At 25.7% G+C, this 14,153-nt stretch carries 12 protein-coding genes; 11 read left to right on the top strand and 1 reads right to left on the bottom strand.

Features of this window, described 5'->3' with window-relative positions; genetic code table 11:
- The first annotated feature begins 1 nt into the window (after position 1).
- The 7 genes from EDC58_RS08165 to EDC58_RS08195 are packed head-to-tail and all read left to right on the top strand — an operon-like array spanning position 2 to position 7,727.
- On the top strand, positions 2–1,315 hold the full coding sequence (locus tag EDC58_RS08165; protein ID WP_123353022.1) for a flippase: 1,314 nt from the start codon (positions 2–4) through the stop codon (positions 1,313–1,315).
- Positions 1,305–2,564: an O-antigen ligase family protein gene (locus tag EDC58_RS08170; RefSeq protein ID WP_123353023.1), complete on the top strand. Its 1,260-nt coding sequence runs from the start codon at positions 1,305–1,307 to the stop codon at positions 2,562–2,564. The genes EDC58_RS08165 and EDC58_RS08170 overlap by 11 nt, the downstream gene beginning before the upstream one ends.
- The gene (locus EDC58_RS08175) at positions 2,551–3,762 is read left to right on the top strand and encodes a hypothetical protein (RefSeq protein ID WP_123353024.1); all 1,212 of its coding nucleotides are present in this window, start codon (positions 2,551–2,553) and stop codon (positions 3,760–3,762) included. Before EDC58_RS08170 ends, EDC58_RS08175 begins: the two co-directional genes overlap by 14 nt.
- Positions 3,746–4,702 (top strand): hypothetical protein, encoded by a 957-nt coding sequence (locus EDC58_RS08180; RefSeq protein WP_123353025.1) that lies wholly within the window; start codon positions 3,746–3,748, stop codon positions 4,700–4,702. Before EDC58_RS08175 ends, EDC58_RS08180 begins: the two co-directional genes overlap by 17 nt.
- On the top strand, positions 4,692–5,927 hold the full coding sequence (locus tag EDC58_RS08185) for a glycosyltransferase family 4 protein (protein WP_123353026.1): 1,236 nt from the start codon (positions 4,692–4,694) through the stop codon (positions 5,925–5,927). The genes EDC58_RS08180 and EDC58_RS08185 overlap by 11 nt, the downstream gene beginning before the upstream one ends.
- Positions 5,917–7,005, top strand: coding sequence for a glycosyltransferase family 4 protein (locus EDC58_RS08190; protein WP_123353027.1), 1,089 nt, complete (start codon positions 5,917–5,919; stop codon positions 7,003–7,005). Before EDC58_RS08185 ends, EDC58_RS08190 begins: the two co-directional genes overlap by 11 nt.
- Positions 7,002–7,727, top strand: coding sequence for a WecB/TagA/CpsF family glycosyltransferase (locus tag EDC58_RS08195; protein WP_123353028.1), 726 nt, complete (start codon positions 7,002–7,004; stop codon positions 7,725–7,727). The genes EDC58_RS08190 and EDC58_RS08195 overlap by 4 nt, the downstream gene beginning before the upstream one ends.
- Here EDC58_RS08195 and EDC58_RS08200 read toward each other — a convergent pair.
- Positions 7,722–8,603 carry a sugar transferase gene (locus EDC58_RS08200; protein WP_123353029.1) on the bottom strand — a complete coding sequence of 294 codons (882 nt, stop codon included), beginning with the start codon at positions 8,601–8,603 and terminating at the stop codon, positions 7,722–7,724. The genes EDC58_RS08195 and EDC58_RS08200 overlap by 6 nt on opposite strands.
- An 82-nt stretch (positions 8,604–8,685) precedes the next feature.
- Here EDC58_RS08200 and EDC58_RS08205 point away from each other — a divergent pair, with 82 nt between their 5' ends.
- From EDC58_RS08205 to EDC58_RS08220, 4 genes are read left to right on the top strand one after another with little or no spacing between them, the layout of a single operon-like run.
- Positions 8,686–9,429: a polysaccharide biosynthesis/export family protein gene (locus tag EDC58_RS08205; protein WP_123353030.1), complete on the top strand. Its 744-nt coding sequence runs from the start codon at positions 8,686–8,688 to the stop codon at positions 9,427–9,429.
- Between the two features lie 8 nt (positions 9,430–9,437).
- Positions 9,438–11,714 carry a GumC family protein gene (locus EDC58_RS08210; protein WP_123353031.1) on the top strand — a complete coding sequence of 759 codons (2,277 nt, stop codon included), beginning with the start codon at positions 9,438–9,440 and terminating at the stop codon, positions 11,712–11,714.
- Positions 11,711–12,430 (top strand): tyrosine-protein phosphatase, encoded by a 720-nt coding sequence (locus tag EDC58_RS08215; protein ID WP_123353032.1) that lies wholly within the window; start codon positions 11,711–11,713, stop codon positions 12,428–12,430. Before EDC58_RS08210 ends, EDC58_RS08215 begins: the two co-directional genes overlap by 4 nt.
- Before the next feature lie 10 nt (positions 12,431–12,440).
- On the top strand, positions 12,441–14,141 hold the full coding sequence (locus EDC58_RS08220; RefSeq protein ID WP_211325244.1) for an ABC transporter ATP-binding protein/permease: 1,701 nt from the start codon (positions 12,441–12,443) through the stop codon (positions 14,139–14,141).
- Positions 14,142–14,153 lie beyond the last annotated feature (12 nt).

The following is a 14,153-nucleotide window of genomic DNA, read 5'->3' on the forward strand; positions in this document are numbered from 1 at the left end:
AGTGATAAACAAACTTAAGAAAAATTTTCATTATATAGAAATTTTAAAAAAAGGAAGTATAAATTTTATTTTTCAAATCATTGGGATAGGATTGGGATATCTATTTATTTTCATGCTTGCTAAATATTTTAATGCAGAAGGTGTAGGTTTATTTTCTTTAACTTATTCTGTTCTTACTATTTTTTTATTATTTGCAAAATTTGGTTTTGATTTGGCAATTGTAAAATTTGTATCAGAATATAAAGATGACTTTTCTAAGTTAAAGGATTTGTATATAAAAACATTGTTTTTTTTAATTCCTTTAAATCTTTTATTGATTAGTATAATGTTTTTTTTGAGCAAATATATTGCGATATATATTTTTCATAATGAAGAAATTATAAGATATTTAAAACTTTTTTCTCTTTTGCTGTTTCCAATAACTTTAAGATTTATTAATGCTAATTTTTTAAGAGGACTAAAATCAATTGCTGAATACTCTTTTATTCAAAGCATAAGTGTATATTTGTTTAGTGTAATTGTTTTATTTATCATAGTACAATTCTTTAATTATAACATGTTAGATTTGTTTGTGGCTTATTTTTTAGGAGTTCTAATTGCTTTTTTTATTAGTTATTGGTTTTTAATAAAAAAAATAAATTTTTTTAGAATATCAAGGGATTATTTTTTTAATTTAAAAACTCTTATAAAAGTTGCTTTTTCTATGCTTTTGGCAAATTCTTTAATGTTAGTAATCACTACATCTGATTCGATAATTCTTGGATATTTTACTTCTTCAAAAAATGTAGGTATATATAATATTGTAATTAAAATAGCTGTAGCTACATCTATATTTATGACGGCAATTATGAGTATTGTTTCATCAAAGTTAATTGAACTGAATAAAGAAAATAAACTTTCACAAACTATGCAATTTGTAAATACAATTGTTTTTTCTTTAAGTGGAATTATAATAATATTTATTTTTATTTTTAAGGAAAAAATATTAATGCTTTTTGGTAAAGAATTTATAGCCGGAAGTGTTGCTCTTAGTTTGTTACTTTTTGGTAGGTTGATTGAGTCTATGAGTGGTACTGGTAATTATGTTTTACAAATTTTAGGATATGAAACAATTGTAAGAAATATAATGTTTATTGCAGCTTTTTTAAATATTGTTCTTAATTTTATATTGATTCCTATATATGGAATAAATGGTGCGGCATTTGCAAGTATGATTAGTATTGTGTTTTGGAATCTAATGTATATATTTTACATTAAACAAAAATTAGGCTTTTGGAATTTACCTAATTTATTAAGGTTGAAAAGTGGAAAATAAAAAAGTAAGTTTTAAAATAATGTTTCCGTTATATTTAATTTTCTTTTCACTATTGTTATTTTCCACCAGAGATTATTCACAAGTGCAATCTTCACCTATAAATATTTCTAATATAAATAGGATTATAGGTATTTTATTAGCATTTGCTTTTGTTTTTATCTTTTTTTTAAAAAACTTAAAAATCCGAAAGCTATCATTTCTTTTTATTTTATATTTTAATTATATTTTAGTGAGTTTTATCTCAATAATTTTATTTTCAAATAATTTTTTATATTCTTTTTGGAAATTATTTGAAATTTTAGTGGTTTTTTTAATAGGAGTATATTTTTGGAGTTTAAGTTTTTACTTTGAAAAAATGGCATATATATTATATAATAGTTTTTTAATGTTTTTTAAATTATTATTAATTTCTGTAGTGTTAAGTATAGTATTTTTTCCTTCTATGGCACTAGAATCAGCTTCTTCAATTGGTAGTGCGTTAATTTCATTTAGAGTAAATGGAGTTTTTCCTGTTATTAATGCAATAAGTGTTGGTACTATAAGTTCAATAGTTTTTTTTGATTCATTTATAAATTATATTTTTAAACTTAATTCTAAAAAGAAAAATTTATTTTGGATGATTCTTTCATTTATTTTATTAATTACTTCACAAAGTCGAACATCTTTATTAGGTCTTTTTGCTGCTTTATTTTTAGTATTTCTTTTAAGTAAAAAAATTAAATTATTGTGGAAAATTTTTGCGCTAATTTTTGTTTTAATTATAGCAATTATCTTTAATAATATTATAGTGGAACTTTTTGTTCGGGGAAATAATGAAAATACATTAATTACAATCAGTGGTAGAACATATTGGTGGAATTATATATGGAATAAAATTCTTAATGATAATATATGGCATCAATTATTTGGTTATGGTTATGCATCAGGTGTTAGAGAATTAGCATTGATTCCTTCAAATGGATTGATGCAAACTTTTGACTCAACTTATTTTTCATCATTAGCAGCAACTGGATTTATTGGTACATTTCTTATTTTTATAATTTTTGTTTATTTAATATTAAGTTCATTAAAGAAATTAAATAAAGGTTTGGACAAAATGATGTATATAAGTAATATTAAGGTATTAGGAATCACGATTATTTTATTTATTAAATCTTTTACTACAGATACAATCAATGTATTAACATTTTATTTACCTTTTTTGTTTTGCATAGTAATATTAGGAAAGTATAAAAATGAAGAGTTTTAAAAATTTTATTATTATTAATGGATATAAAGAATTGAACAGTAAAGATTCAGATATTGATATTTTATTACGAAAATCTGATTTTAAAAGAGTTGAAAAGCTTTTAAAGGAAAATTTTAAAAATGAAAAATTAGTTCAAATATATCATCATGATTTATATGCTAAGAATTGTTTCTTATGGAATAAAGAAAAAAAAGAACTGTTAAATTTAGATATTTACGGAAGGCTTGAAAGAAGAAAAGTAGTGTTTTTTAATGAAGATGAGATTTTTGAAACTCTTAGATTTTATAAAAAAATTCCAATATTGTCATCGGAAAAGGAATTTATTTATTATTTAATAAAAAAACTTGATAAAAATGATTTTAATGAGAAAGTTTTTAATTATTTAAAAGAGCTTTATTTTGAATCAGAAGAAAAATCTATAAAAGTAATTAAAAAATTTTTAAAAAATGAAGCGGTGAATATAATAAAAGCATTTGAAAAAAATAATATTAATTTAATTAATAGGGAAAAAATTTTAAAGGAATTTGATAAAAATAAAAAGACTAATTTTTTTGAAAAAATTTTAAATTTTTTTAGAATAATAAAAAGAATTATAAGACCAACTGGGATTAGTATTGCATTTTTAGGACCTGATGGAAGTGGAAAATCCACTATTATTAATGAATTAAAAAAAAGGCAGTTACCTTTTAGAAGAATTGATTATTTTCATTTAAAACCTTTAAAAAGAAGAAATAATGATCTACAAATTGTGGAAGAACCTCATAAGTATCCTCCATATAGCAAAATTAAATCGTTTGTTAAATTAGTTTATTTTGTTTACCAATACAATATAGGCTGGATAAAAAATATTTTGCCTCTAAAAATTAGATCGTCTCTTATTATTTTTGATAGATATTATGATGATATTTTGGCGGATAAAAAAAGATATAGAATTAGTTTGGGTGACTTTTGGATTAAATTTTTTAGAAATTTTATTCCAAAGCCTGACTTATATTTTATATTGGTAACTGAGCCTGAAATTGTTTATAACAGAAAACAGGAAGTTTCTTTTGAAGAATTAAAAAACCAAGTAAAAAAATATGAACGATTAGTAGATAATAAAAAATATATAAAAATCGATGTAAATAAAAAGCCTGAGGAAATTGTAAATGAAATAATAAATATTTTAATGGAGAAAATGAGTGAAAGATATAAATAGTTTTTTTTCAATCAATAAATATATTGTTTTACCTTCGCCGAAAAAACCAAAAGTATTTTTGGTTGTTGATAATGATTTAATTGCTGACAATTCATTTAGGTTATATAATCCGTTTAGTAAAAAAGCTAAATTTTTGAAAAGTTCTGTATTTAAAATATTGCCTTTTATTAGGCCTTTTTTAAAAAGAAAAAAAAGGGGTGATTTTATTGAATTTTTAGAAAATGAATTTAAAAAGCCGTTGATTTCATCTGTTTATATTGCTACGGATAATAATAAAGTTGTTTTGCAGCTTCAAAATAAGGGTATTTTAGGATATGTGAAAGTTCCTTTAAATAATGAAGGAGAAAAAAATATTATAAATGAAATAAAAGCTTATGAAATTTTAAGAGAAAAAGAAATTTTAAATTATAAATTTTTTCATTTGAAATATAACCAAAAAAATTGTTTGTTTATTGAAAATATTGAAGGGCATAGCGAATTTATACCTATTGATTTGGACTTTGAATTTTTAAAAAGACTTAAAAGAAATAAAAAATATGTCCTTAATAAACATCCGAGAATAAGAGGTCTTTTAGAAAATAGTGAAGAGTGGTTAAAAGAGGTAATTTTAAAAATTATAAATAATTCTAAAAATGAGTATGAGTTGGTGTATGAACACGGAGATTTTGCTCCTTGGAATATTAAGTTTAAAAATAATAGGTTTTATATATTTGATTTTGAATATTTTATTGAAGATGGCATAGAATTCTTTGACTTTATAAAATACTATTATCAATATCTAAAACTTCTTGAAAATAAGCAAATTGATGAAATTTATAAATTTCTAAATAAGAAATTTAAAATTCCAAAAGAGATTTTTGAGCTGTTTGTAATTAAGGAATATTTACAAGAAAGGGGAGAAATGGAATTAAAATATTTAAGGGGGCTTAGTGGAAAATAAAAATATTTTGCTTATTGCTTATGCTTGTGAACCTGATAATGGAAGTGAGCCTGAAGTTGGATGGCAAGTAGTAAATCATATTGCAAAGCAACTACCAAAGTCAAATATTTATGTAATTACAAAAGCAAACAATAAAGAAAAAATAGAGCAAAAGCCATATCCCAAAAATATAACTTTTTTATATTATGAACTTCCGAAATGGGCATCATTTTGGAAAAAAAAGCAAAGAGGTATCAGAACATATTATTATTTGTGGATGATTGGTGCTGTTAAGTTTCTTAAAGGTAAAAATATAAGATTTGATTTAATTCATCATGTGACATTCGTAAATGATTGGCTTCCTTCTATTTTTATTTTATTGAAAAATCAAAGAAATAAATTTATTTGGGGACCGATAGGAAGTCATGATTTTATAGATTTTAGATTTTTAAAAACAAAAAAACAAAAAATTGTGGAATTTATAAGAAGAAGTTTGCAATTATTTTTTAGAAATTTTGATCCGTTTTTTTATATGTGTAAGAAAAAAAGCGACTGTGTAATTGGCATAAATCAAAATGTAAAAGAGAAAATTGGATTAAAAAATAAATGTTTTATAGCTGAACCGGCAATAGGGGTTGAGAGGGAATTGGTAGAGAGTATCAAGTGTAAAGAAAAAGATGAGTTTAATATTATTTCAGTAGGGAGATTAATATATATTAAAAATTTTGAGATGAGTATAAGAGCGTTTAGTGAATTTATAAAAAGAAATAAGTTATCAGATATTAAACTTAATATTATTGGAGATGGTTCGGATAGAAAATATTTAGAAAATTTAGCAAAAGAATTAAATATTGAAAAACAAGTGGTTTTTAAAGGAAAAATTCCTTTAAAAAAGGTTTATGAGGAGTTTTCAAAATCTTCTGTTTTTATTTTTCCGACTTTTGAAAATGCAGGTTTTGTGTTTTTGGAGGCTATGATGAATTGCTTGCCTGTTGTGGGATTGGACTATGGCGGAGCTTCTCAGTTTGTTATTTCTAAGAAAGAAAAACAATTAGTAGATATAAATCAACCATATGAAAAAATAGTAAAAGATTTGTCATTAAGGCTTGAAGATTTTTATAAAAATGAAAATTTAAGAAAAAAAGTAGGGCAAAAAAACAGGGAAGATGTTTTAAATAATTTTACATGGGATAAAAAAGCACAAAAATTTATTGAAATTTACAAAAAGGTTTTAAATGAAAAATAAGATACTTTTTATTTTACATTTACCTCCTCCAAATCATGGAGCTTCAAAAGTTGGTGAATTTATAAAAAATTCAAAGATTAATAATGTTGCAAAATGTGAATTTATCCCGATAAAATCATCTGAAAACATTGGAGAAATAGGGAAATTTAATTTCAAAAAAATCTATTATATGGCTGAGCTTTATTTTAAGACTTTAATAAATATCTTGAAGTTTAGACCAAACAAGGTTTATTATACGGCTTCGATGGGGAAAATTGCTTTTTTTAGAGATTATTTAGTTACATCTCTAATAAGAATTTATCAAGAAATAAATCCAAGTGTAGAAGTATATTATCATTATCACACAAAAGGTCTTGATAGATTAAAAAATAATAAGTTGACAAAATTTTTATTAAGAAGATTTTTGAAAAACAGTAATTTAATTTTACTTAGTCCTTTATTAAAAAATGAATTTGAAGAGTTTGAATATAAAGAAGTTTATTATTTACCAAACGGGGTGGAAAATAATTTAAGTGAAGAAGAATTTGAAAATATTTTGGAAAATAGATTTAATAGTGAAAAAATTCAAGTTTTATATCTTAATCATTTAATTGATATGAAGGGATATATGGAAACACTTTTTTTGGCAAAAGAGTTTCGAGATGTAATTTTTAACTTTGCTGGAAAGTTTGGTACTAAAGATGATGAAAATTATTTTTATGATTTTTTGAAAAAAAATAATATGGAAAACGTAATATATCATGGGTTTGTGATTGGAGAAAAGAAAGAGGAGCTTTTAAAGAAATCACATGCTCTTTGTTATATAAGTAAAAATGATGCTTTTCCTTTGACATTACTTGAAGCTTTTTCTTATGGTATTCCAGTTTTTACTACAAATGAAGGTTCAATTTCTTATATTGTTGATGAAAAAAGCGGGATGATAGTTAATAGTTTGGATGAAGAAAATTTAAAAAATAAATTCAGAGAATTTTTAGATAAATATATAAATAAAGAAACTTCACAATATTGTAGGAAAAGATATTTAGAAAACTTTACATTGGAAAAATTTGAAAAAAATTTAATAAGGATACTTGGATGAAATTAATGGGGTATGAAGTTTATGATAAAACTCTGGATAAGTTAAATTTGGATATTAAAAAATTGAATAGATTTATTATAAATACTATTAATCCACACTCTTATGTGGTAGCAAAAGATGATGAGTTATTTCAAAAAGCTTTAAAAAGAAGTGATGTATTAGTGCCTGATGGCAGTGGAATTGTACTTGCGGCTAAATTTATTAATGGAAAAAGAATACAAAAAATAGCAGGAGCGGATGTTCATAAATTTTTGCTTGAAAAAGCCAACAAAGAAAGTATTAAGGTTTTTTATATGGGTTCAAGCCAAAAAACACTTGATAAAATAAAAGAAAAATTAAAAAAAGAATATCCAAATATACAAGCCGGTTTTTATTCTCCTCCTTTTAAACCAGAGTTTGATGAAGAAGATAACAAAAAAATAATTGAAGCAATAAACAATTTTAACCCTGATATTTTATTTGTCGGTATGACGGCTCCAAAACAAGAAAAATGGCTTTATACACATAAAGAAAAAATTAATTTTAAAGTGGCTTCATGTATTGGAGCTGTATTTGATTTTTATGCCGGGAATGTAAAGAGACCTCCTGAATATATTATAAATTTGCATTTGGAGTGGTTATTTAGATTTATACAAGAGCCAAAAAGACTTTGGAGAAGGAATTTTATTTCTACTCCTTTGTTTTTGTGGGATATGATTAAATATAAATTTAAAAAATCATAACCCCTTTCTCCCAAGCATTACCAAAATAGTTTTAATAATAGTTTTTATTTCAAGAGCTAAATTCCAGTGTTTTATGTAGTAAAAATCGTACATTAGTTTTTGTCTTGTATCTTCGATATTTCTGCCGTAAGGATAATTCACCTGAGCCCATCCTGTAATTCCGGGAGCCACTTTATGTCTTTCGTGATAAAACGGGAACGTTTTTTCGTATTCTTTTACGAGTTCGTCCCATTCAGCTCTTGGTCCTATCATATGCATTTCGCCTTTGAATACGTTGATTAGCTGAGGTAGTTCGTCGATGCGCGTTTTTCTCATGAATGCACCCCAAGGAAAGATTCTCGGGTCGTTATCTTGTGTGTAATGACTAAAAAACTCAACATCCGTTCTCATTGAGCGGAACTTGTAACATTTAAATGGCTTGCCGTCTTTTCCTATTCTGTATTGAGTAAAAAATATTGGTCCGTCCGGGGATTCTTTTTTTATTCTAAATGCCGAATATGCCATAATAGGAAATGCCAAAATAAAAAGAGTTCCGCCTGTCAAAAAATCTATGATTCTTTTTTGTAAATATTGAAATTTTGTGTATGGTTTCATAACGGGAAAGTATTTTTCACTTTTGAAAGGTACGTAGTATTTTTGAAATTCTTTTTCTAAATATTCTTCAATAGTTATGACATTGGGATGATCTATTTGAGATAATATTTTTTGAGTAAATTGATAAGGAGTATTTAAAATTATTGTTTCATCAGGATTTTGTTTTATTATCTCTAAAACCTCTTCTTCACTGTAAAAAATCTGTTTTTTTAATCTTTCTTTTTTTTCGATTATATTTTTTTCGTGTTCTAAAAAGCAGTATTTATTACCTATTACTATCATCCACCCTCTTTTTCATCCTTTTTTCATTGAAATTATATTATAATTTTATGAATTTTTGTTTAGATGAGAAAGGTGGGGGTATATGAAAAAATATTTTTTATTTGTAATTGGGACTATTTTATTTTTAGGTTGTAGTGCGAAAAAAGAATATCTTCTTTTTCAAGATGTCAATAAAACCACCAAGCAACCTCAAAAACCAATAAAAAAATCGACTACAAAATATATTTATGAATATAAAATTTTGCCTGGCGATAGATTAAGTATTACAGTCTTTAATCATCCGGAACTTAGTACCGATAATAAAACCGATTTGAGTGGAATTAATGTTTTTCCTGACGGTACTATTAATTTACCTCTTGTAGGAAATGTAAAAGTTGCAGGTTTGACAGAAGAGCAAGCTACGAAAAAGCTCGAAAAATTATATTCCGAATATCTTAAACATCCTTATATAAAACTCGAAGTTTTAACTAAAAAAGTATATGTTTTAGGAGAAGTAAAACAGCCGGGAGTTGTGCAAATCAGCGGGAATTACACTACTTTGATAGAAGCGATTTCTCAAAGAGGCGGTTTTAACGATATGGCGAGGAGAAATAATATTTTGATTATAAGCGGGGGGCTTAATAATCCTCAAATTCGTCAGATTGATTTGACTAAAATTTCTTCGTTAAACTACAAAAATCTTGTATTAAAACCGAATGATATCGTATATGTACAACCTATGAATATGAAACCGCTTGACGTTCAAATTCAAGGAGTTAGTCCTATTGTTAGTTTTGTGAATTCAATATTATCTACATTTGTTAATGTGAAAATTTTAAGTCAATAAGGTGAATAATGAGTAGAGAAATTCAAAATACTGAAGAGATAGATTTAAGGGAACTTTTTTCTATTCTTAGAAATAATAAACTTTTAATTTTTTTATTTTTGTTTTTGGGAGTTTTGTTTAGTGCGATTTTTGTTTATTTTGCTACACCTCAATATAAAACAAACGCTACCATAGAAGTTACTCCGGCACCTAAACAATTGAATGCGCAGGATTTAATATCTCAGGCATTAGGTATGGATAATTCTGCATCTTTAGAAACGGAGCAATATATTATTACATCACGTTCTATGATAGCAAAAACTCTTGATAAAGTGAATTTTACTAAAAGATATTATATAACTAAAAATTTGAAAACAACCGAAATATATTATAAAAATTCTCCGTTTAAAGTCGAAATAAAAAAAGGGAAAAATTTAGTATTTAAAATTGTACCTTTAAATGATGTAACGTTTGTTTTGAAAGTAAAAAATGATAAATTGAATATTGATTTTAATAATGAATATAAATTTAATGAATGGATAAAAACTCCATATTTTGAATTAAAAGTTATAAAGTTAAAACCTCTTGACGATAGTGCTACTTATAAATTTGTATGGCTTGATAAGATTGAAACTGCAAAAAATTTACAAAAAAAATTGTCGGCTTCTCCCGTATCAAAAAATGCTGATATTTTAAATATAATTTTTAGTGACAATATTCCGCAAAGAGCGGCAAATTTTGTAAATGAGCTTATTAATATTTATATTCAACAAAGTGTAAAATTAAAGACAGCTCAAGCAAATCAAACTTTAAAATTTATTGATAATCAATTGAAAATCATTTCAAAAAAACTTGCAGAATCCGAACTTGCTCTTGAGAATTTTAAAAAGAAAAACAAAGTTGTTGATTTAACGATAGAAGCTCAAGGAATTATTCAAAAACTTAATGATTTGGATACGAAAATTAATGAACTTATATTAAAAGAAAACACTATTGACTTTATTGAAAAACAGATTCAGGGAAATAATGATATAAAATTAATTTCTTCAGGACTTGTTGATGATCCGATTTTAAGTGATTTGATTACTCAGCTTCAACAGTTGATTTTGAAAAAAGAGACTCTTTTAATAGAATATACTCCTAAACATCCGGATGTAATAAAAGTAAATGATCAGATAAGAAGTCTTGTTGAGATGATTAAAAATAGAATTAACTCTATAAGAGTATCTATTCAAAATCAAATGCAAACTCTTCTTAAAATAAAAAAAGAATATACAAAAATGCTTGAAAATCTGCCTCAAAACGAAAGAAAACTTGCAGACTTGCTTAGAACATACCAAGTAAATGAAAAAATTTATTCATATCTTCTTGAAAAAAGAGCTGCTACAGCAATAGCAAAAGCGAGTATTGTAAGTAATAATAGAGTAATTGATCCGGCACTTGTTCCACAAAAACCTTATAAACCTAAAAAAGTTTTAATTCTTGTAATAGGATTTATTTTAGGACTTATTTTAGGAATTGTAGTAGCATTAGTAAAAGAATTTTTAAGTACTAAAATAAAATCAAAAGAAGATGTTGAAAAATTAACTGATGTACCGATTGTAGGTACCGTGCCTCATTTTAAGAAAAAAGATACCGTGTTAAAAACTCTAAATGCTCCTAAATCCGCGGTTGCAGAAGCTTTTAGAGCAATTAGAACTAATTTGAAATTCATATCCCCTGAAAAACTTCAAGTGATTGTAGTTACATCAACTATCAGTGGAGAAGGAAAAACTACAGTGGCATCAAATTTAGCAGGTATTTATTCGTTGAGTGGTAAAAAAACGCTTTTGGTTAATCTTGATATGAGAAAACCTACTCTTCATAAAGTTTTTAATGTTGATAATAATATAGGTATCAGTAGTGTACTTGTTAATGAAAAAACAGTTGATGAAGTAATTAAAAAAACTAAATATTCTAATTTAGATATTATAACTTCCGGACCTATTCCGCCAAACCCTGGAGAACTTATTCAAAGTAGAAAAATGGATGAGGTAATAGAAGAATTGAGAGGAAAATATGATATCGTAATATTCGATACGCCGCCGGTCGGACTTGTAGTGGATGCTATGCATTTGTTGGAAAAGTCGGATGCAAATATTTATCTTTTTAGAGCTGAGTATTCAAAAAAAGATTTTGTAAAAACACTTAATGATTTAAAACAAAAAGGCTTTAAACATCTTTCAATTGTAATAAATGATATCAGTAAAAAACACGGAAATTATTACGGATATGGATACGGATACGGAGGGTATGTGGAAGAATGATATTTTTTTTTAAAAAAATAGAACCTTTAAAATTGAAAGTGGATATTCACTCTCATTTACTTCCTGGTATTGATGACGGAAGTAAAGAGATGAGTGAGAGTCTTGAAATAATCGAAAAATTCTTAGAATTGGGGTATGAGAAGTTAATAATAACTCCTCATGTTATGGAAGATAGTTATAATAACTCTACCGATATTATTTTAGAAAAATATAAAAAACTACAAAAAGCCGTAAATGAAAACGGTATGAATATTAAGCTCGAGGTTTCTGCGGAATATTATGTGGATGAGGAGTTTTTAAAAAGACTTGAAAATAACGATTTATTACCGATTGGCGGAAAATACATTCTTTTTGAGACATCTTATTACGAAAAACCTTTAAATTTGGAATTTATAATTTTTCAAATTCAATCTAAAGGGTATGTTCCTATTTTGGCTCATCCGGAAAGATATAGATATATCGAAGATATGAAGTATTATGATTTGCTAAAAGAAAAGGGTGTGCTTTTTCAGTGTAATATTAACTCTTTTGGAAACTTTTATGGGAAAACAGCTTTTAAAAAGGCTAAATATCTTGCAAAAAATAATATGATTGACTTTTTGGGAAGTGATTGTCATTCAATGAAATATATGGATTCATTGAGTAAAGTGTTAAATGAAAGAAGTTTTATTAAATTAATCGAAAAAAATAGCATTAAAAATATAGAACTTCTATAAAAGGTTTTATTTGAAAAATTTCTTTAATAAGCTTTTTTCTCTTTTATCTAAACGTGATAAGCAATATTTGTTGTTTTTAATGCTTTTATCGATTGTTTTGTCTTTTATAGAAACTATCGGAGTCGGGATTATAATGCCGTTTATTTCTATTGCTACTGATTTCAATAAAATTTTTACAAATCAATACATTTACTATTTTTATAATCTTTTTGACTTTAAAAGTTCTTTGTATTTTGTTGTTTTCTTTGGTGTGGTATTAATATTTTTTTATATTTTCAGAGCAATTTTTACACTTTTTTATTTTTATATGCTTAGTCGTTTTGCTCAAAGTAGATATCATATTATCGCCTATAGATTGTTTGAAAATTATATAGGGTTGGAATATAAAAAATTTATTGATATGAATAGCTCTTTAATGACAAAAAATATTATTACCGAAGCTAATAATTTAGTGGAGTTGATAACAAAATTACTTTTTTTATTAAGTGAAAGTTTCGTTTTGATTTTTATTTATTCCATGCTTTTATATGTGAATTGGAAAATGACAATTTTATTGACTATTTTATTGGGAATGAACGTTTTATTTTTAAAGCTTTTCGTATCCAAAAAAATTAAAAAAGCCGGTATCGATAGAGAAGCTTTTCAAAGCAGATTTTATAAAATTATCTCTTCTGCATTCGGTAATTTTAAAATTATAAAGCTAAAATCCAAAGACGAAGTAATTTTAAACGAATTTGAAAATGCAAGTATTAATTTTGTAAAGGCTAATATTAAAGCCCAAACTCTTTTTCACTTTCCAAGAGTTTTTCTTGAAATGATAGGTTTTAGTTTGATTGCATTTATTGTTATATATTTGGTATTGAAATATCATACAGATATTAAGGCTGCTTTGCCTATATTGATGGTGTTTGTTTTGGGACTTTATAGGCTATTGCCAAGTGTTAATAGAATTTTTGGGGCTTATAATGAGATACTTTTTAAGCTTCAGGCTTTGAATATTATTCATAACGAACTGATTTATGAAAAAGAGAATTTAGGTGATGAGAAAATTGATTTTAAAGAAAAAATAGAATTAAAAAACGTCAATTTTGCTTATAATCCGAAAAAATCCGTGCTTAAAAATATAAATTTAACTATAAAAAAGGGTGAAAAGTTAGGAATAATAGGAGAAAGCGGAAGCGGAAAATCTACTTTAATCGATATTATATCCGGCCTTTATAAACCTGTAAGCGGAGAGGTATTGATAGATGAAGAGCTGTTGAATGATAAAAATGTAAAATCATGGCGTAAAAAAATAGGATATATTCCTCAAAATATCTATCTTATCGACGGAACTGTGGCGGAGAATGTTGCGTTTTTGGAAGAAATTGATGAAGATAGGGTAAAAGAGGCGTTAAAAAAAGCGAATATTTTGGATTTTTTGGAAAAACATCACGAAGGTATTTATACTAAAATAGGAGAAAACGGAATTAAGCTAAGCGGAGGTCAAAGGCAGCGTCTTGCTATTGCCAGAGCTTTATATCACAATCCGGAAGTTTTAATTTTAGACGAAGCGACAAGTGCTCTTGATAGTGAAACCGAGAAAAAAATAATGGAAGAGATTTATAAAATCGGAGAAAATAAAACGATGATAATAATCGCTCATAGAATCTCAACGCTTGATAAATGCGATAGAATCGTAGAAATAAAAAACGGAGAGATTAATAATTAAAAAATTGCTTAA

The sequence above is a fragment of the Caminibacter pacificus genome (assembly GCF_003752135.1).
Lineage (GTDB): Bacteria > Campylobacterota > Campylobacteria > Campylobacterales > Nautiliaceae > Caminibacter > Caminibacter pacificus.

Bases quoted from the DNA above. Each gene is read 5' to 3' on its own strand.
- EDC58_RS08175 (WP_123353024.1), top strand. From the start codon at position 2,551: ATGAAGAGTTTTAAAAATTTTATTATTATTAATGGATATAAAGAATTG.
- EDC58_RS08190 (WP_123353027.1), top strand. From the start codon at position 5,917: ATGAAAAATAAGATACTTTTTATTTTACATTTACCTCCTCCAAATCAT.
- EDC58_RS08195 (WP_123353028.1), top strand. From the start codon at position 7,002: ATGAAATTAATGGGGTATGAAGTTTATGATAAAACTCTGGATAAGTTA.
- EDC58_RS08200 (WP_123353029.1), bottom strand. From the start codon at position 8,603: ATGATAGTAATAGGTAATAAATACTGCTTTTTAGAACACGAAAAAAAT.
- EDC58_RS08205 (WP_123353030.1), top strand. From the start codon at position 8,686: ATGAAAAAATATTTTTTATTTGTAATTGGGACTATTTTATTTTTAGGT.
- EDC58_RS08210 (WP_123353031.1), top strand. From the start codon at position 9,438: ATGAGTAGAGAAATTCAAAATACTGAAGAGATAGATTTAAGGGAACTT.
- EDC58_RS08215 (WP_123353032.1), top strand. From the start codon at position 11,711: ATGATATTTTTTTTTAAAAAAATAGAACCTTTAAAATTGAAAGTGGAT.